Source organism: Paenibacillus sp. 2KB_22, from assembly GCF_052115745.1.
Classification (GTDB): Bacteria; Bacillota; Bacilli; order Paenibacillales; family Paenibacillaceae; genus Paenibacillus.
The window spans coordinates 1,143,394-1,161,737 of record NZ_JBFRHG010000001.1 but is presented as its reverse complement, the minus strand read 5'-3'; the positions used below and the strand labels follow the sequence as shown (position 1 = coordinate 1,161,737).

Here is an 18,344-nt window from a genome sequence, read left to right as displayed (position 1 = left end):
ATGAACGAAAACTATGAACACTTCAATGCAGAGAGCGACGAACAAGCAGCACGTGCCTATAGTTCCAAGAAATATCGTACCCCCGATGGTGTTCCTGCGGATATCGTTATGTTCACCTTGACCAAGCGGGAGCGCAAGACGGTGACCAAGACACTTCCCATTCGGGAACTGAAAGTGATGCTGATCAAGCGCAAAGGCTGGCCTTTTGCAGGTAGATGGGCCTTACCCGGTGGTTTTTGTCAGGAGAATGAATCCATCTACGGAGCAGCAAAGCGTGAGCTGATGGAAGAGACAGGTGTAGACGGTGGACATCTGGAGTACTTGAATGTATACAGTCAGCCGGGTCGTGACCCGAGGGGCTGGATTATCTCTCACGCATTTTTCGCGCTTGTGGAAGAATGGATGCTGGATCAACGCCAAGCAGCAGATGATGCTGAAGATGTTGGATTGTTCACCATTCAGGAGGCGCTGCAAGAATTGGAACTTGCCTTTGATCACAGAACAATCATCGAAGATGCTTATCGACGCATTCAACAGCAGATGCTGGAAACGACGATTGCTCGTCAGTTCTTGCCACGTGATTTTACATTAAGTGAATTATACCAGGTTATTCAAAGTGTTGTACCGGATTTTGAAGAACCAAACTTCATTCGCAAGATTACGTCTACCCGCAGTCGCAAAGGCATTGTGGAAGAGGTACGGGATGAAGAGGGGAACTTGGTGAGTTCTAACCAGTACTCGCAGCGTCCGGCGCAGCTATATCGTTTTACAGAACTCGTACCACGCCTTTCCATCTATACGTAACAAAGTGAAGATGTGTCAATGGGATTGAATCAGGATCAACCATTTCTGGCTAAGGGAGTGTTGACGATGAAAGCACTGATTGTGATTGATTTTACGAAGGATTTTGTGACAGGTTCTTTGCCTGTAGGTCAGCCGGCAGTAGAGATCGAAGAGACGATTGCAGCTGTAACCGAGGCCTATTGTAAGAACAAGCATGAGGTAATCATGGCCGTGGATCTACACGAAGAAAATGATCCGTACCACCCGGAGACAGTACTTTTCCCACCTCATAACATCAGAAATACGGAGGGAAGACAGTTATATGGACGTCTTGCCCAAGTGATGGAAGAACGGAAAAACGATATTCGTTGGATGGATAAGACGAGATATAGTGCATTCTGTGGGACCGATCTGGAACTCAGACTGCGTGCACGTGGCATTACGGATATTGCACTCATAGGGGTATGCACGGATATTTGCATATTGCATACCGCAGTGGACGCTTACAACAAAGGTTTTCATATTACGGTATATGAAGATGCTGTTGCCAGCTTTAATCCGGCAGGTCATGAGTGGGCGCTTGGACATTTTCGTTCCAGCCTGGGTGCTTCGGTGGTTAAGGCGAGTGAGACAGTCCTTGCGTAATTTAATCGATAATCCTGTTTGGTTGAACTCTTGTTAGGAACCAGATGAATGTGGTGAATGGTGTATAGAGTTTTACGGGAGACTTGTTTGTTTAATACGGATGAACAGAATCATGAAGAATAAGTCTCCATATGTTAACCCGTGTCCTCAGATGAGATCTGGGGGCACGAGCGGAAGTCAGAGAGGATGAGACAAATGCAGACAACTAGCCTGGCTTTACATACGGATAAATATCAGATCAATATGATGTACGCCCATTGGGTGAATGGTACTCACAAGCGGAAGGCGGTATTTGAAGCCTATTTCCGTAAGCTTCCTTTTGGCAACGGATATGCGGTATTTGCCGGATTGGAGCGGATTGTGAACTATATCAGCCAGCTTCGGTTTACGATGGACGACATCAAGTTTTTATCCAAACAAGAGGAAAATTACGATCCGGTCTTTCTGGAAGAGTTGCTCCAGTTTTCATTTCAGGGGACGATTCATTCCATGAAGGAGGGCGCAATTGTTTTCCCTGACGAACCGCTCATTCGGGTAGAAGGCTCCATTATGGAGACACAATTGGTGGAGACGGCGATACTTAACTTCATGAATTATCAGACGTTGATTGCAACCAAGGCTTCGCGGATCAAACAGGTAGCACAACAGGATACGTTGCTCGAATTCGGTACACGGCGTGCACAGGAAGCGGATGCTGCCATTTGGGGCGCACGTGCTTCTTATGTAGCAGGCTTCCATGCAACGTCCAACATGCTGGCCGGAGAGCGCTTCGGAATCCCAACAGCAGGTACACATGCCCATTCGTGGGTACAGAGCTTTATGAGCGAACAGGAGGCGTTTGACGTGTATGCCAAAGTGTTGCCTGATCAGGTTACGCTGTTGGTTGATACCTTTGATACGTTAAACAGTGGAGTACCTCACGCCATCAAGACAGCCAAGAAGTTGGAGAGCCAAGGCAAAAAGATGAATGCGATTCGTCTGGACAGTGGTGACCTTGCGTACTTGTCCATTCAGGCGCGTCAGATGCTGGATGAGGCAGGCCTGGATTATGTGAAAATTGTAGCATCCAATGATTTGGATGAGAATACGATTTTCAACCTGAAGGCTCAAGGAGCACGGATTGATACATGGGGTGTTGGCACACAGCTGATTACCGCTTCTGACCAGCCATCTTTGGGTGGAGTGTACAAATTGGTGGAGCGTGAAGTGGACGGTGTCATGCTGCCTACGATCAAAATCTCTGCCAATCCTGAAAAGGTGTCCACTCCAGGTAAAAAGGAAGTGTTCCGGATCATTGATCCGAAACATGGTAAAGCGATTGCGGATTATATCTGCTATCCAGATGAAGAGCAGCCGCTACAGGGCGGACCGCTCAAGCTGTTCAACCCGCTACATCCTTACCTGAAGAAAACTGTTACCCGCTACGAAGCGGTCAATATGCTGGAGCCGATCTTTGTGAACGGACGCAAAGTATATGAGCTGCCTAATCTGGATGAGATTCGGGCGTATCATCGGGAACAGATGAACCTGTTCTGGCCTGAATACCAACGGAAGCTCAACCCGGAGATCTACCGTGTGAACATCAGCCCTGCGGCATGGAATATGAAGCAGAAGCTCATTGCGGAACATGTGAAATCCACAGAGGAATGATCTAAACTCAAGAATGACAATGAGGCATAACCAGGTAAGAATACTGGCTTATGCCTTTTTGATGCTCATAAAGTGTATACGTTCTTCTTAAACGACTCGATGAGATGGACCAATATGTAAGAAATCTCATGGACAGACTGCCAAGGTAGCAGGCTATACTGGAAATGGTCATGCGCAATTCAATAAGTTATACTGGAAAGCATACTTTTAGAACACGTGTTTAAAGGGGCGACTCAGTAATTATTTCTCGGGAAAGCGCAGGAGACGCCAAATTCTGCATTTTTGCAAATTTAAATTTGCTTCAACGCTTTGGGGCAATTCCTTCATGCCGATTAAGTATTCAAGCATTGTTTCAATCCCACAGCTGTAGGGGATGAAAGTAAGAGGAGGTGCAGACATGAGATGGATATTAGGACTGGTCTGGATCGCTTTTATTGCCTATGCATTGATGTTGGCACCGGGGCAGTCACTTGGAAGTGATCCAATATTCAAAGAACTGATTACAGTGCAAAGCAAAGAGCCTTGGTTGCTTACTGTGTTTTCGTGGTTAGGTATTTTCCCGGCAGTTTATGCCTGTATGCTGTTAAGAACATCTGTGAAAGAACGAAGTGGCCGTGTACCGGCTTGGCCTTTTGTCTTGCTTTCTTTTGGACTAGGCGCTTTTGCCCTGCTTCCCTACTATGTGTGGTCATCATCCGCAAATAGAGCATCGGGTTACGCAAGCTTGCATTTTGGTCGTCAGCGGGAGTCGGGAATTGGAAGAGTAGCAGCCCACAAGTTGACACATGTAGTCCTTCTGTTGTTGACGCTGGGGACCGCATTCTATGCCGTGACGCAAGGTCATCCGGATGTATATGTGGACGCGTTCAAGCAATCTTCCTTTGTACATATTATGACGATTGATTTTGTGCTGTTGACCTTGCTTTCCGTGATTGCGATATACAGGGATGCCAAAGGCAGTCGACGTTCATCTGCTTGGGTTGCGGCAGGGATCATCCCCATCGTGGGCCCGCTAATCTATCTGTTGACGCTTAGGAGATACTGACCTTGAGCAGGAATCTTAAGATAAAATCAATAGGTAGCCGTTAAGCCTGAATAGGAACAATTCATGTGCTTAATGGAAAAATATATAAAATTCGAAGAAGGAGTGGCTATCGATGAAAAACCATTTTAACGCATATGTTGTCCGTAAAGAAGAACAGGGCGGAGTGAAAGCGGAAATAGAGCAACTGAAGAAGGAAGATCTTCCGAATGGAGATGTAACGGTACAGGTGCAATATTCCAGTGTCAATTATAAAGACGGACTCGCGACTCTTGAGAAGGGTGGTGTCGTTCGTGAATACCCGATGATACCGGGAATCGATCTGGCCGGAACGGTAGAGGAGTCGGTCAATGGACGTTTTGCACCAGGAGATCGGGTGATCAGTACAGGGTTCGAACCTGGCGTATCCCATTACGGAGGGTACAGCGAGTATGCTCGTCTGCGCAGTGAATGGCTGGTGCCTCTTCCACCGGGTCTCAGTGAGAAAGAAGCCATGGCGATTGGAACCGCAGGATTTACGGCTGCACTTTCGGTAGATGCGCTGTTGCAGGCTGGAGTAACACCGGCGATGGGCAAGATTCTGGTTACGGGTGCAACGGGCGGCGTTGGAAGTATGGCAGTGGCAGTTCTGGCGAAACTTGGCTTCGAAGTAACAGCCAGCACAGGCAAGAAGGATCAGGAGGAGTCATTGCTCCGAAACTTGGGAGCCTCAGAGGTTATTACTCGTGAAGAAGCTGATGCTCCAGCTAAAGGAGCCATGGGGAAACAGCTATGGGCGGGTGTTGTTGATCCAACAGGAGGACCTGCTCTCGCGGAGCGATTGAAACAGATTCAATACGGAGGTGCAGTAGCGGTATCCGGGTTAACCGGAGGCACAGCTTTTGAATCTACGGTACTTCCGTTTATTCTGCGTGGCATCCAGCTTATTGGTATAGACTCTGTATATTGTCCGATGGAACGTCGGGAACGATTGTGGGAACTGCTCGGCGGGGAATGGAAACCGGAGCGTGCGCTTGAACTGGGAATCCGAGAAGTTTCTCTAGAGCAGTTGCCACATACGCTTGAGACGATACTCCAAGGTGGTGCAGTAGGTCGGACTGTGGTCAATACAATATCAGATCTGCCATCCGCATAAGATTCTAAGTCCTAAGACATGCTAATTCTACCTGATTGGGTCACAGTACATGTGGCTGGAAAGGAAGGATTGGCATGTGTTTTGATAGAAAAGGAAGAAGTCTGGTTCGAAGAACAATGAAGTCGGTACTTGTAAGTGGAATGTTGATCACGAGTGTCTGGTCCCTGGTGGCTTGTTCGGTATCATCTATTGAACAGGAGCGGAAGGTCTACACCCGCGAAGCGACAGATGAAGGAAATGTACGGGCACAGAGTCAAGGACACGGATTAAACGGTGAATTGGTAAGTGAGATCAGTAAGAGTTTTGAAGCAAAAGGCATTCAGCTGATGAATAATATGTCTGCCGATGACGGGCATGGTGGGATTTCTTATATGTATTTGTTGAATGGAAGTGGCAGACACATCGTGAAAGTCCATATTTTCAGTGATGCAGCTACCCGGGCTGCCAGCATGAAACAAATGTATAGTGAGAATCGTGATGAGGCTGTCTTGGAGAATGCGCTTGGCCGGACAACGATTCGCAGCAAAGGATACGTCTCACTCGTGTATACAGCTTCGGGTGGGGAAAAGGACAAGTATGAGCAGGATGTCATGCAGGTGTTCCAACATGTGCTGGGGCAACTAAGGTAAGTAGAGCGAGATACCCTTCGTACTTTACCGTACAGCTGAAAATTAACCCGAAAAACCCGTCTGATCTTTCAGACGGGTTTATATATTTCACGCATGACATGCCGCAGTTCAGGCAAAATGAGTTTTTCCATGGCCAATTTGACGGCACCTTTGGAACCCGGCATGGAGAATACCGCTGTGCGTCCAATTGTTCCAGCGACGGCTCTGCTCAGGATGGCAGCGGAACCGATATCCTCGGTGTAACTGAGAAAACGGAAGATCTCACCGAAACCCGGGAGTTCCTTGTCGAGTAGTGAGGATACCGCTTCGTAGGTCGTATCTCGGGGGGCAATCCCTGTTCCGCCGCTGAGCAGCACGGCTTCGATATCATCACGAACAGCTGCATCCTGCAGAATGCTTCGAATGTTCTCCGTTTCGTCTGGTGTAATGATGTATTCAACAATCTGATACCCTGCTTCATTCAGAAGCTGATGCATGAGCTGACCACTGGTGTCCGTGTCTTTGGTACGCGTGTCTGACACTGTAACAATCATGCACGATACCGTGGTCGGAGCTTCCTGGCGATGTTGTTCCACTGAATTAGTCATGAAACTTCCTCCTTCAATCAACATGTCCTCATAGCATAGACCATCCGTTAGCATCAGGCAATGTACTGGGGAAGAATTGAACATGATTGCATAACGAATGCGGGATGGTGTACACTCGCTAGATATAGATAGACTAGGTTACAAGAAGGACAATCAGAGAGGTGTATACGCATGAATGAAACGTTTTTAAAAGAACAATCCATACCTGTATATATACTGTCAGGTTTTTTGGGAAGTGGCAAAACAACACTGCTGGTTCAGTTGATCGAACATTGGCAACAGCAGGGTTTGCGTCCCGCAGTGGTCATGAATGAGTTAGGTGAAGTCAATCTGGATGGTCAGATTGTGGATTCCACCGTTCCCATGACAGAGATGTTAGGTGGATGCATCTGTTGTACCGTACGTGGTGACTTGGGATTGCAACTTGCTGATCTCGTTCAGGAGGAATCACCCGATGTGATCGTTATTGAAGCAACCGGTGCGGCGAATCCAATGGAGATTCTGGATGCGGTAACGGAGACCTCACTCTACATGCGACTGGAACTGAAAAGTCTCATTACCGTTGTGGATGCAGCACATCTATCTGGTTTGTATCAGGAGCAGAAGGGGCAGACCTTTAAACTGATGCAGGAGCAGATTCGCTGTGCGTTTGTGCTTCTCTTGAACAAAACGGATCGGGTGAGTGTACAGGAACTGAAGGATCTGGAACAGCTTTTGGCAAAATGGAATGGCTTCGCACCTGTAATCCCTACAGTTAAATGTGAGGTGGAGATGGATCTGTTGCTTCGCAGTGGGGCAGACGTGCATGTACGTGATTCAGCTTCTGAAGCAGATAAGCCGGCTCACGAAGATCATCATGTGCATACAGAAGCCTGTGGCGCACATGGATGCAGTCATGGTCATGAACATACAGATCATACAGTCCAAGGCGATGATACGAATACTGACGCATCCCATAGCCATGTTCATGACCACAGTCACGAGAATGCAACTCCTCATGCCTCACACGAACATGTCATGGTCTATACGCATTATTTCAGTCAACCGGTGAACAGCGAGGCGTTTGAACAATTTGTATCCGCATTGCCACGTGATGTGTATCGAGCAAAAGGCATTTTATCATTTAGTGACACGGCGAGCCGCTTCTGGTTCCAGTATGCCTACCGTGAATCGGACTACATGAAGATCACACCTCAGGGAGATGTCCCTAATGTTGCTGTGTTTATAGGTGAACATTTTGACCAGACTGTCATTCGTGACCAATTACTGGAATTGGAAGCGATAAAGTAAGTTAAATGATTCAATATTCCTCCCAACTGGGTATTAAGAAGCATAGCAAACTTTGCCTGGGAGGTAACTTTAAATGACACAACAACAATATCAACAATGTATCGATGCTTGCCTGGAGTGCATGAATGCTTGCAACGTATGTTACATATCGAGTCTGAAAGAATATGATCTGGCGATGCTGCGTGATTGTATACGTTTGAATCGGGAATGTGCGGAGATCTGCAGTTTTGCTGCACAAGCGATGACACGTGGAAGTGATTTCATTGCTGAAATATGCGAATTGTGTGTGAAAGCTTGTGAAGCTTGCGCCGCAGAGTGTGGCAAACACAACCACGATCACTGCCAAGCATGTGCAGAGGCTTGCCGCAGATGTGCAGAAGCTTGCCGGTTGATGGCAGCAGTAGCATAATTACTATTTCACTGGAACATATAATTAAAACCGATAATGACCTTGGTCCCCTAAGGGAAGGTAGTGAAACACAGGCATCTGAGACGATGTGCCTATGTGTTGCCTTTCTGTAGGGGATTTTTAATGCAGGTTGCCAAGTCTGACTGTGGTATGTATAATGATGGCAATGAATTGAAACAAAGAATATCAATGATCGGGAGAGTAGCCAGATCCATACATGACAGCGAGCCGGGAGAGGTGGAAGCCGGTATGACATGACCTGAGTGAACCGCACCCGTGAGATGGTTATCCGAAAAGATGTACGTATCCCGATTGGGGATAGGCCAGATCTGTCTGAGGGTAACCCGGCTTGCGACCGTTATACACATCGAGCGGAACAGGTCCTACTGGTATGCATGTTGATGCATATGAAGAGCAGCTGTTCACTTAGAGTGGTACCGCGGGAACTGTTAAGTCAGCTCTCGTCTCTTATGTAGAGACGGGAGCTTTTTTGTGTTTATTTTCAGCCAATAATGAATGGATAAGGAGTGTTTGACATGTTGATGAAGCAGGCTGCGGCCGATATTGCGCCTTTAACAGGATTGAATGAAGAAGAGGTTCTGAGATTACTGGAAGTCCCACCAAAAGCGGAGATGGGTGATGCAGCATTCCCTTGTTTTGCATTGGCGAAGTCATTAAAAAAAGCACCGGCAGTTATTGCGAACGAGCTCGCAACTGGCTTGCAGGCAGTTGGAATTGAAGCGACTCCCGCCGGGCCGTATGTAAATATCCGCTTTAATCGGGAGGAGCTCGCGCCGAATCTGCTAAAAGAACTGGGTGATGCCGCATTCGGTAAGCTTCAGCTTGGTCAGGGTTCGCGTGTCGTGATTGATATGTCTTCCCCTAACATCGCGAAACCCTTCGGTATCGGACATTTGCGTTCTACTGTAATTGGTGCAGCACTGTATCGGTTGTATAACGAAGCGGGTTATACCTCAGTAAGTGTGAATCATCTGGGAGACTGGGGAACCCAGTTTGGCAAGCAGATCGCAGCATACAAACGGTGGGGCAATGATGAAGCATTGCAGGCAGATCCGATCCGTACGTCCCTGGAACTGTATGTGCGCTTCCACGATGAGGCAGAGAACGATCCTTCTCTGGAGATGGAGGCAAGGGAGTGGTTCCGCAAGCTGGAGCAAGGGGATGAAGAAGCACAGCGGTTATGGGCGTTCTTTGTGGAAGTCAGCATGAAGGAATTCAACCGGATGTATGAACGTCTGAATGTACAGTTCGACCATACGCTGGGGGAGAGCTTTTACAATGACAAGATGGGCGCGGTGGTTGAAGAACTTAAGGCGAAAGGTTTACTTGAAGAGAGTGATGGAGCACTCGTGGTACGTCTGGAGGACGAGAACATGCCCCCGTGCCTGATTATCAAAAAAGACGGAACAACCATCTATCCTACACGGGATTTAGCTACGGCGGTGTATCGTCATGAGGTGATGAAGGCAGATCGGTTGTTATACGTGGTCGGAGGCGAGCAGAAGCTGCATTTCCGGCAGGTATTTGCGGTTCTCTCCCGGATGGGGCATGAATGGTCTGCGAAGTGTGAACATATCCCGTTTGGATTAATGCGTTTTGAGGGACGGAAAATGTCTACACGCCGCGGTAAAGTCCTCTTCTTACAGGAAGTGTTGGATGAGGCAGTCGCTCGTGCTTTGCAGATTATTCAGGAGAAAAACCCGAATCTGGAGAACCCTCAGAAGGTGGCCGAGGCTGTTGGTGTAGGTGCTATTATCTTCGGTGATCTGCGCAATAATCGGTTAAATGATGTGGACTTCTCATTGGAAGATGCCGTGAGTTTCGAAGGAGAGACTGGACCTTATGTGCAATATACCCATGCCCGGATTCAAAGTGTGCTTGCCAAGGCAGAAGAAGCGATACGTGTAGAAAATGAAAACCATCTGACTAACGCCAGCCTTGCGGATGGTGAGAATGAAACAGTGACCACTTCATCCAGTATCGGAGATACCGCTTGGGCGTTGCTGAAACTGCTCGGTGAATATCCCGAGTATCTGGCAAAAGCAATTCATCGGAGTGAGCCTTCGGTCATTGCCAAATATACAATAGACGTCGCTCAAGCGTTCAACCGCTTCTATCACGCCGAACGGATCGCGGATGCACCATCTGATGTAAGACCCTTCAGGGTTGCATTAGCTGAACGTACTGCCGAACGACTCGCGTACAGTTTACATTTGCTAGGTGTGCAGGCCCCGGAACGGATGTGATCCCAATGACATGGAGTACACGTGGTATTTTCAAGAAGTCGGATCAAGCTACACCAGACTCATCAGTCCGAGGTATATTGCTTCAACAAGTGAGCAAGCGATTAGGTCATGCTCAGGTACTGAATCAAATTAATCTGGAAGTGAAACAGGGTGAATGTGCTGTGCTTGTTGGCAGAAACGGCTCGGGCAAAAGCACGTTGCTACGTATGTTGGCAGGTATTTTGTTACCCGATACAGGATCGATTCATCGCATATTAAAGGGTTCTGAAAGATATGCAGTTGATGGCCTGCCACGTTTACCCTTTACATCTGGAGAGTACTTGTGGGAGATGGGACGGATTCGGGGCATTCGCCCCGAAGTACTGCGTGGGCGGATTAGAGAACTTAGTGAACTTCTATATCTGGATACCGCTATCGATCAGAAGTTACCCCTATTGTCCAAGGGCACATTGCAAAAAGTAAATTTGATCCAGGCCCTTTTACCTGGACCGGGTGGTCTTTTGTTGCTGGATGAACCCTTATCAGGTTTGGATATTCCAGCTCAAGAGGCAGTCGTATCCTTATTGGGGGAATGGAAGGGTGAAGGAACATGCATCGTTACAGCTTGTCATGAACCTTTGCTTATTGAACGTTTGGCGGACCAGGTGATTGTGTTGAAGAAAGGCAGCGTGCTCCGCTACTGGAGTCGAGAGGATATACTGCAAGCTGGCGAACCAGTTGTATATATTCGAAGTCTGACCCGTACTGGAGTGGATCTGGCTGACGATCCATTCAAATCACAACCGGGAGTGTTGTCTTTAGTTCGTAATACGAGCTTAGGGAACGCAAAATTTTGGGTGTGGGATTGGAGAGTGGTTCAACAATCAACAGATGATGTCCTCAGAATGATTCTGGCATCCGGAGGTTCGGTGGTGTCTGTGCAACAGGAGGAAAGTCAATTACATATGGAAAGTCTGCTGGAAGGTCAACATCCAGCTGTACATACGAGTCGTGGAGGTGTCACAGAATCTGTGAACTTAAGCTCTTCCATGGATGATGCGGGGGGAGAAGCGCAATGATCCATCTGACCCGATATTTGTTAAGGCATCACATTCGCTCACAGAAATATTTTGCACCGGTTATCTTTTATATCATCTCCATGCTGCTAATCTATTCCTACAAACCCAACCCTATTACGGACAGCTACAGTGTCACGGCTATGCTGTTATTTCTGGCAGCTGCTTGGCTCGGAGTAATGGTGATGAATACCGAACCTGCGAGGCAGTATCAACTGCTTGTCCTTCATGCAGGAAGCAGGCGTAAGGTTGTAACAAGTCAATTCATCTGTGCCTGGATCATGCAATTCATGCTCACTGCAATCACTGTGTTATATCCCGTGTTCGCGGGAATGTTCGATAGACAACCCACAAGTGAGGAGTGGATGATGACTTGGTTAGGACATCTTGGACTGTCACTGTTGGGATTGGGCATCGGTGTATTCTTTCAAAAATCGTACATTCCCTTGCTTAGTCGCAGTATGCCTGCTCTCATTATTGTGTTATTACTATCGTTTATCCAAGGTTCCTTAAGCGAACGTTTGCCTGAATCGTTAGAATGGGTCGGCCGTATTCTTCCACCAGCCTTTTATCTGGTTCGTGAGATGATGTTATTTGATGAATCCAAGATGAACTCTTTTGTTTCGGTTACGCTGTGGACTGTGATCTATGCATTAGCGTTACTAATCATCCATGTGTGGCTGTCTGGGAGAAGAGATCTACGGGGTTAGAAGACGTGCTTTCCGATAACTTGAATGTTGCTCTTGGTTTGGTTAGGATAGAGTGACATGGAATGGATAACATCGTACGGTTGAAGGAGGCGCTCGCAATGCAAAATACAGATATCCAGAATGGTGACATGCTGGACAGCGAACACTCCAGGGAATTGTTTGCCTATTACGGATTGGCCGTGTACTACGGGCAGGCGCTTGAACAGCAGCTGGTCAATCTGATTTTATTAATGAAAATGTCTCAGGGCAAGGCTGTGTCTGAAGAAGACCTGGAAGATCTGTACGAACGAAAGATGAGCAGTTCACTGGGGCAGCTCATTCACGAAGTACGCCATCATTTTACATTCTCTGAGGAAGAGACTCGCCAATTGAATGAGTTATGGCAGCAACGTAACCGTATCGTACATCATTATTTCAAGGAACGAATTCATGAGACATTTAGTCCGGAAGGACGATCACGCATGATTAAGGAATTGGAGGATTTCAAAGACCGTGCACAGGAGTTGGAGATCCGTCTTCAGCAATATACGGGTGCCTGGATTGCAGAGCTTGGTCTGGATGCCGAATCCGCAGCAGCTCTGCAAACGCTGGAGCGTATGCATAACGAGAGTATGCAAGCAAGGGCTTTGGAAGAGGATGAATGACAAGCAGACGGATAACGAAACGCTGGATATTAATTATAACTCTGGCTGTACTATTAGTCGGAATCCTATGGACTGTGGTTACCGCAGTACGTATATCTGCATTTACGGATGAGGATTCATCGAGGATATCGGATGCAGCAATCATTTTGGGTGCAGCCGTGGAGGGGGATAACCCTTCACCTGTATTTCGTGAACGTATCGAACACGGGATTGAATTATACCGTCAAGGTACAGTTCGTAATCTGCTTTTCACAGGTGGATCAAGTGGTGATGGAGAACATACAGAAGCTGAAGTTGGTCAAAAGTATGCTATCGCACATGGAGTAGATCCTGCGGACATTCGCATAGAGACCAAATCCAGAATTACCGAGGAGAATCTGTTCAATTCAATTCCAATTGGTGAACAGGCCGGTTATCACACCTATACAATTGTGAGTGATCCGCTGCATATGAAACGGGCCATGAAGCTGGCTGCCGGGCTGGGTATGGATGCCGTACCCTCTCCGACACGAACAACGGCTTATCGAACCTGGCGCAGCAAGTTTCCTTTTCTCGCAAGGGAGACTGTGATGTACATGGGATATACGATCAAAGGATGGATTGACAATCCCCAGCAGCCGTGAGGTTGCTCGCGGATTGTTTTTTTGTCTGGAGGAAATAAGCAGCAAAGTAACATGGCTCCTGATAAAACTAAAAAACCGATCTACACCGCAATCCCTAAGGTAGCTGTGTAGACCGGTTTTTGTGTTGCCTGTTTTACTAATTAAATCAAAAAATGATATGTGCACAACAGATTTCTGTTTTACTATATTATGCATTTCCTCCTGCAAAGGAAGCTGATGTTCGAACAGTCTCGCCTGAGGGATTCTCAAGCGTTGCGACCGCTGCTGCTTGCGCACCTTGCTGAAGCTGATACATCTTAAAATAGCGGCCTTTAAGCTCCATCAGTTCATCATGTGCACCCTGCTCAACGATGCGCCCGCGATGCAGAACCAGAATCTGATCTGCTGAACGAATGGTGGAGAGACGGTGAGCAATGATGAAGGTGGTACGTCCTTTTTTGAGGACTTCAAGTGCGTTCTGAATGAGTGCTTCCGTTTCCGTATCAATATTGGCAGTCGCTTCATCCAGAATGAGGATGGCCGGATCAAATGCGAGTGCACGAGCGAAGGAGATTAACTGACGCTGACCAGCAGACAATGTGCTTCCTTTCTCGATGACAGGTTCGTCAAAGCCTTGAGGCAAATGAGCCAGTATACGCTCAGCGCCTACATCACGCAGCGCCTGTTCAATTCGTTCACGGGAGATCTTCTCATCGCCTAGACTGACGTTGGAAGCAATGGTGCCTGTGAACAGATACGGGTCCTGAAGTACAATCCCCATATGCTCGCGAATCCACTGTTTAGGCAGATCCTTAACGTTCTGACCATCGATCGTGATCTTGCCTTTTTGCGGATCATAGAACCGGAACAGCAGGTTTATGATTGAGCTTTTACCCGAACCGGTGTGGCCGACCAGAGCCACCGTCTGACCTTGTGATGCTTTGAACGAGATATTGTTGAGCACATAATCCTTTTTATAGGCAAAGGATACATCGTCGAAGACAACATTCCCTTTGTATCTTGGCATGGAGCCATCGGTTACGGGTTCTCCTTTTTCATCCATCAGCTCAAAGACGCGACCAGCAGATACGAGGGAGGAGTCCAGGTTGGCAAGCTGATTCACCATGCCGGTAATTGGCTGGAACAAACGGCCCAGAACATCAACGAAGGCATACAGAACACCCAGGGAGATAATACTTGTGCCATCCAGCACACTGGAACCGAAGTACCACAGGACCACCGCAAAGGCAATATTCCGTAATACGTTAACCAGGTTGTGTGAGGTGAAGGCATTCAGGTTAAGCATTTTGTTCTGGTGTTTCATATAGTCATCATTCAGATCTTCGAATTCCTGTTTGGTTTGTTTCTGATGGCGGAATACGCGGATGATGGACATCCCCTGAATGGACTCGTTAATGATTGCATTGATCTCACTCAGTCGTGATCGAATGATCGTGTTGTAGCGAGTGGCGAATTTGCGATAGAGCACAATCCAAGTAATGAGCATCGGCACGACGAATAATGAGATCAGCCCCAGGCGAACATCGAGCAGGAAAAGTGCGACATACACACCTGTAATCGTGATGATTCCTGAGAAAAAGTTCGAAAGAACGGCAACGAACAGATCCTTGACGGCTTCTGTATCATTCGTGACCCGGGATACAACTTTACCTGCGGGCAGGTTATCAAAAAAGTGCACCGGCAGTCGCTGAATGTGGGCATACACATCGTTGCGCAGTTTTTGAATAACCTTGTTGGCCGAGGACTGCAGCCAGAATGTTTTACCAAACTCCATAATGACCGAGATCACGAGGAAGATCATGTAGTACACAATTAATTGATAGATGCTGGGCATCTCCGGTTTGTAAAAAGCAAACAGTTCACCAGCGGACAGGGGGGCTGCCGCATATTGGCCTGTCACTTCACCTGCACGTGTAACCGTGAGTGTTCCATCCGCATAGGTGCGGTCCCCGTCAGGTGCATTGACCGGTTCGTTTACAAAATAAAAACTTCTGCCGGCTTGTAATACCCGGACTTCAGAACCTTTGTTTTCATCCGGTTCGAACAAGCCTTCGCGTTTGTAATTCTTACCGTCGTAGACTGCGGCTTCATCTGAAGCTGTCGTCTCATAGAAAGGCTGCTCAATCGCGAGCAAGTGATTGTCGATCATGGATTTGGCGATGAACGGCCCGGCAAGCTCGGCCGCAACACCAATAGTAAGCATTATTAATGCGGCGATAAATGTTCCTTTGGCTTTCAAGGCGTAATCAAGCAGCCTTTTGCCTGTATTAGACTTCAATGTATTGACCTCCTACGTGGACAGATTGGACTCGACCTGTTGCCGTTCATACTGTTCACGGTACCAGCCGTTCATGGCTAACAATTCCTGGTGAGTGCCTTCTTCCGTAATTTTCCCGTGCTCCAGTACGATGATTCGGTCCGCATGTTCGATAGCAGACAGGCGATGAGTCGAGATCAGCGTGGTTTTGCCCGAGCGTTTGTTGCGTATATTTTCAATGATTTTGGCTTCAGTACGTGCATCGACAGCAGATAAAGCATCATCGAGGATTAGAATATCAGGATTAGCAATAAAGGCACGCGCCAGCGATACCCGCTGTTTCTGTCCACCGGACAGAGAGATTCCTTTTTCACCAACGAGTGTATCCAGTCCATCCGATAAGGTTCCCAGATCCCCGTCAAAAGCGGCGGTACGAATGGCTTCCATGATGACTTCATCACTGGCCCCAGGTTTACCAAATTGAATGTTCTGACGAACTGACTTGGAGAACAGCACTTGTTCTTGTGGTACGTAACCGATCCAGCTATGCAAGTCATCTTTGGCGATATCCTGAATCGGATGACCCGAGATGCTTAATGTACCCGAACCAGCAGGGTATTCATGAAGCAGTTGTTTGAGCAAAGTAGACTTACCGCTACCCGTCCGACCCACAACACCCAATGTTTGACCCCGTCGCAACGAAAAGCTGATATGACTGAGATTGTCGACAGTGGAGCTGGGATAACGGAATGTAACATCATGCATCGCAATTTCTTCCGGATTCGTAACGTGAGCAGGTTGCTCCACATCCTGTACAGCAGGTTCTACCGATAAAGTCTCGTTGACCCGATCCAGTGAAGCGCTACCGCGCTGCATCAGGTTAATCAATTCGCCGATGGCGAACATAGGCCAGATCATCATCCCCAGGTACATATTGAATGATACGAGATCACCCAGGGTAATTTCATTGTGGAATACAAGATATATGCCGTAGGCAAGTGCAATCACATAACTGAGTCCAACGAAGAGCCGGATGGTGGGTTCGAACAGAGCATCCATTCTGGCAACAGCCAGGTTTTTGCGATACACATCTTCGGTCACATCGGCGAACCGTTTCTCGTCCAGACGTTCCTGCACATAAGCACGCACGACACGGATCCCGGCAATGGATTCCAGCACCTGGTCATTCATATCTCCGAATGCATCCTGTGCAAGGGTGTAACGTTGATGTACAGCTTTACCATAGATCATCATGGCAATGGCGATAAAAGGTAATGGCAGGATTGCCGCCAGGGTCAGTTTCCAACTTACCAGGAAACCCATAGCGAACAATACGGTGGCTAGAAAGGCTGTAGAGTCTGTTAAAGTCAGCATACCGAAGCCCGCTGTAGTGGCAATGGAACGAAGATCATTGGTGGCCCGAGCCATCAGATCTCCCGTTCTGTTTTTCTCAAAAAAGGGAGGAGTCATCCGCAGCAAATGGTCCATAAAGCGTGAACGAAGTAGCCGCTCCACCAGATTGGCACCACCGAACAGTTTGTGCATCCAAACGTATGTAACCAGATAGATAATGATGACCGTTCCTAGAATAAGCAAGATATAACGCGTAAGTGAGGTGCCGGTAATGGAACCGCGCACTATCTCGTCGATGGCATTGCCAAGAAGACGAGGAGGCAGCAGTTCGGCAATGCCCACCAGAATAAGCAAGATGACACCGGTTAGGTATCGTTTGCGTTCCAGCCGGAAGAACCAGGCCAGGTTTTTAAGTACAGAGAACAAGTGTTATCCCTTCCTTTCGATGTCCGAAAAATGCAGATTCCGTTCATGTATGCCGAAATGTACCCACAAAAAAAGACATACCGCACGCAGGCGGTATGTCTTCATATAATCATACGGCAGCATGGCTCCGAGAACAGAGCCGCCACCATATATAAGTTCGATTGTGAGTAAACATCACAGAGGTTCTAATGAAAGACCGCCTGTAATGCCGACTTATGAACGAAATAATGATTTCGGGTGTGCTCCGGTATTTAATTGTGTGTTGAATTGAACAATCATATGTTTGTTAAACACCGTAATCACCCTTTCTTTTTTTGGAAATAAATTCAATGTAGACCTCGTATGTTTGCATCTTAACACCGGCTTTTACAATCTGTCAAACATTTTTCACAATTAATTTTGTCTTTATGTGGGCACTCGGGTTTGTATTCAAGTCCCTGTAGAGATATGATGGAACATATATATACAGAAGGAGCTGACACCAAATGAGTACCATACATGTATCCGATCAAGCTGCTCGCTGGTACAAAGAAGAACTGAATTTGAACGAGGGAGACAGCATTCGATTTTTTGCCCGTTATAGCTCTGGCGGAGGTCTTCACCCTGGATTTTCGCTAGGTATTGCTGTGGAGAAACCAAGACATCCTGCGGATCAAACCGAAGTGTCGGGAATTCAATTCTTTATGGAAGATCACGATTATTGGTATTTGAAAGGGCACCAACTGCATGTGGATATCGTTGATGAAGGTCAGGATATCGAATATCGTTATACTGAAATATCTAATCCTTGAAGTATGCTGCTAGGCAATAGATGAATCACAGGTCGCCACCGGCTTCCG

General features: G+C 47.4%; 17 protein-coding genes and 1 other annotated feature. Of the genes, 14 read left to right on the top strand and 3 right to left on the bottom strand.

Annotated features, from left to right (window positions below; genetic code table 11):
• The 6 genes from AB4111_RS04905 to AB4111_RS04880 all read left to right on the top strand — a co-directional run bounded on the left by AB4111_RS04905 (position 1) and on the right by AB4111_RS04880 (position 5,884).
• Complete coding sequence (locus AB4111_RS04905; RefSeq protein WP_145318769.1) at positions 1-804, top strand: NUDIX hydrolase; 804 nt, start codon at positions 1-3, stop codon at positions 802-804.
• A 66-nt stretch (positions 805-870) separates the two neighbouring features.
• Entirely contained in the window at positions 871-1,428 is a 558-nt protein-coding gene (locus tag AB4111_RS04900; RefSeq protein ID WP_253433920.1) for a cysteine hydrolase family protein, read from the top strand.
• A 195-nt stretch (positions 1,429-1,623) separates the two neighbouring features.
• A complete protein-coding gene (locus tag AB4111_RS04895; protein WP_442030700.1) occupies positions 1,624-3,078 on the top strand; it encodes a nicotinate phosphoribosyltransferase in 1,455 nt (484 codons plus the stop codon).
• A gap of 397 nt (positions 3,079-3,475) precedes the next feature.
• The gene (locus tag AB4111_RS04890; RefSeq protein WP_442030699.1) at positions 3,476-4,123 is read left to right on the top strand and encodes a hypothetical protein; all 648 of its coding nucleotides are present in this window, start codon (positions 3,476-3,478) and stop codon (positions 4,121-4,123) included.
• A 112-nt stretch (positions 4,124-4,235) separates the two neighbouring features.
• Positions 4,236-5,255 carry an oxidoreductase gene (locus AB4111_RS04885; RefSeq protein ID WP_442030698.1) on the top strand — a complete coding sequence of 340 codons (1,020 nt, stop codon included), beginning with the start codon at positions 4,236-4,238 and terminating at the stop codon, positions 5,253-5,255.
• A gap of 74 nt (positions 5,256-5,329) precedes the next feature.
• Entirely contained in the window at positions 5,330-5,884 is a 555-nt protein-coding gene (locus tag AB4111_RS04880) for a hypothetical protein (RefSeq protein WP_442030697.1), read from the top strand.
• 68 nt (positions 5,885-5,952) lie between these two features.
• Here AB4111_RS04880 and AB4111_RS04875 read toward each other — a convergent pair whose 3' ends face one another.
• Positions 5,953-6,471, bottom strand: coding sequence for a MogA/MoaB family molybdenum cofactor biosynthesis protein (locus AB4111_RS04875; RefSeq protein WP_047842524.1), 519 nt, complete (start codon positions 6,469-6,471; stop codon positions 5,953-5,955).
• A 171-nt stretch (positions 6,472-6,642) separates the two neighbouring features.
• On the opposite strand from AB4111_RS04875, the gene AB4111_RS04870 reads away from it, so the two are divergent.
• From AB4111_RS04870 to AB4111_RS04840, 7 genes are all read left to right on the top strand, one after another.
• Positions 6,643-7,761 carry a CobW family GTP-binding protein gene (locus tag AB4111_RS04870; RefSeq protein WP_442030696.1) on the top strand — a complete coding sequence of 373 codons (1,119 nt, stop codon included), beginning with the start codon at positions 6,643-6,645 and terminating at the stop codon, positions 7,759-7,761.
• A gap of 73 nt (positions 7,762-7,834) precedes the next feature.
• Positions 7,835-8,170 (top strand): four-helix bundle copper-binding protein, encoded by a 336-nt coding sequence (locus tag AB4111_RS04865; RefSeq protein WP_253433942.1) that lies wholly within the window; start codon positions 7,835-7,837, stop codon positions 8,168-8,170.
• A gap of 180 nt (positions 8,171-8,350) precedes the next feature.
• Positions 8,351-8,642: a binding site (T-box leader), on the top strand.
• A 64-nt stretch (positions 8,643-8,706) separates the two neighbouring features.
• The gene (argS, locus tag AB4111_RS04860) at positions 8,707-10,437 is read left to right on the top strand and encodes an arginine--tRNA ligase (RefSeq protein WP_442030695.1); all 1,731 of its coding nucleotides are present in this window, start codon (positions 8,707-8,709) and stop codon (positions 10,435-10,437) included.
• Between the two features lie 5 nt (positions 10,438-10,442).
• A complete protein-coding gene (locus AB4111_RS04855) occupies positions 10,443-11,495 on the top strand; it encodes an ATP-binding cassette domain-containing protein (protein WP_442030694.1) in 1,053 nt (350 codons plus the stop codon).
• Positions 11,492-12,202 (top strand): hypothetical protein, encoded by a 711-nt coding sequence (locus tag AB4111_RS04850; RefSeq protein ID WP_442030693.1) that lies wholly within the window; start codon positions 11,492-11,494, stop codon positions 12,200-12,202. The genes AB4111_RS04855 and AB4111_RS04850 overlap by 4 nt, the downstream gene beginning before the upstream one ends.
• A 98-nt stretch (positions 12,203-12,300) precedes the next feature.
• Complete coding sequence (locus tag AB4111_RS04845; protein WP_442030692.1) at positions 12,301-12,846, top strand: hypothetical protein; 546 nt, start codon at positions 12,301-12,303, stop codon at positions 12,844-12,846.
• The gene (locus AB4111_RS04840; RefSeq protein ID WP_442030691.1) at positions 12,843-13,469 is read left to right on the top strand and encodes a YdcF family protein; all 627 of its coding nucleotides are present in this window, start codon (positions 12,843-12,845) and stop codon (positions 13,467-13,469) included. Before AB4111_RS04845 ends, AB4111_RS04840 begins: the two co-directional genes overlap by 4 nt.
• A 187-nt stretch (positions 13,470-13,656) precedes the next feature.
• Here AB4111_RS04840 and AB4111_RS04835 read toward each other — a convergent pair whose 3' ends face one another.
• Both AB4111_RS04835 and AB4111_RS04830 read right to left on the bottom strand, forming a co-directional pair.
• Entirely contained in the window at positions 13,657-15,747 is a 2,091-nt protein-coding gene (locus AB4111_RS04835; protein WP_442030690.1) for an ABC transporter ATP-binding protein, read from the bottom strand.
• Between the two features lie 12 nt (positions 15,748-15,759).
• Positions 15,760-17,505, bottom strand: a complete 1,746-nt coding sequence (locus tag AB4111_RS04830; protein WP_442030689.1) for an ABC transporter ATP-binding protein — start codon at positions 17,503-17,505, stop codon at positions 15,760-15,762.
• Between the two features lie 485 nt (positions 17,506-17,990).
• On the opposite strand from AB4111_RS04830, the gene AB4111_RS04825 reads away from it, so the two are divergent.
• Complete coding sequence (locus AB4111_RS04825) at positions 17,991-18,296, top strand: HesB/YadR/YfhF family protein (protein ID WP_253433966.1); 306 nt, start codon at positions 17,991-17,993, stop codon at positions 18,294-18,296.
• Positions 18,297-18,344 lie beyond the last annotated feature (48 nt).

Coding starts and splice junctions, on each gene's coding strand:
- AB4111_RS04905 (WP_145318769.1), top strand. CDS start 1: ATGAACGAAAACTATGAACACTTCAATGCAGAGAGCGACGAACAAGCA.
- AB4111_RS04900 (WP_253433920.1), top strand. CDS start 871: ATGAAAGCACTGATTGTGATTGATTTTACGAAGGATTTTGTGACAGGT.
- AB4111_RS04895 (WP_442030700.1), top strand. CDS start 1,624: ATGCAGACAACTAGCCTGGCTTTACATACGGATAAATATCAGATCAAT.
- AB4111_RS04890 (WP_442030699.1), top strand. CDS start 3,476: ATGAGATGGATATTAGGACTGGTCTGGATCGCTTTTATTGCCTATGCA.
- AB4111_RS04885 (WP_442030698.1), top strand. CDS start 4,236: ATGAAAAACCATTTTAACGCATATGTTGTCCGTAAAGAAGAACAGGGC.
- AB4111_RS04880 (WP_442030697.1), top strand. CDS start 5,330: ATGTGTTTTGATAGAAAAGGAAGAAGTCTGGTTCGAAGAACAATGAAG.
- AB4111_RS04875 (WP_047842524.1), bottom strand. CDS start 6,471: ATGACTAATTCAGTGGAACAACATCGCCAGGAAGCTCCGACCACGGTA.
- AB4111_RS04870 (WP_442030696.1), top strand. CDS start 6,643: ATGAATGAAACGTTTTTAAAAGAACAATCCATACCTGTATATATACTG.
- AB4111_RS04865 (WP_253433942.1), top strand. CDS start 7,835: ATGACACAACAACAATATCAACAATGTATCGATGCTTGCCTGGAGTGC.
- argS (WP_442030695.1), top strand. CDS start 8,707: ATGTTGATGAAGCAGGCTGCGGCCGATATTGCGCCTTTAACAGGATTG.
- AB4111_RS04855 (WP_442030694.1), top strand. CDS start 10,443: ATGACATGGAGTACACGTGGTATTTTCAAGAAGTCGGATCAAGCTACA.
- AB4111_RS04850 (WP_442030693.1), top strand. CDS start 11,492: ATGATCCATCTGACCCGATATTTGTTAAGGCATCACATTCGCTCACAG.
- AB4111_RS04845 (WP_442030692.1), top strand. CDS start 12,301: ATGCAAAATACAGATATCCAGAATGGTGACATGCTGGACAGCGAACAC.
- AB4111_RS04840 (WP_442030691.1), top strand. CDS start 12,843: ATGACAAGCAGACGGATAACGAAACGCTGGATATTAATTATAACTCTG.
- AB4111_RS04825 (WP_253433966.1), top strand. CDS start 17,991: ATGAGTACCATACATGTATCCGATCAAGCTGCTCGCTGGTACAAAGAA.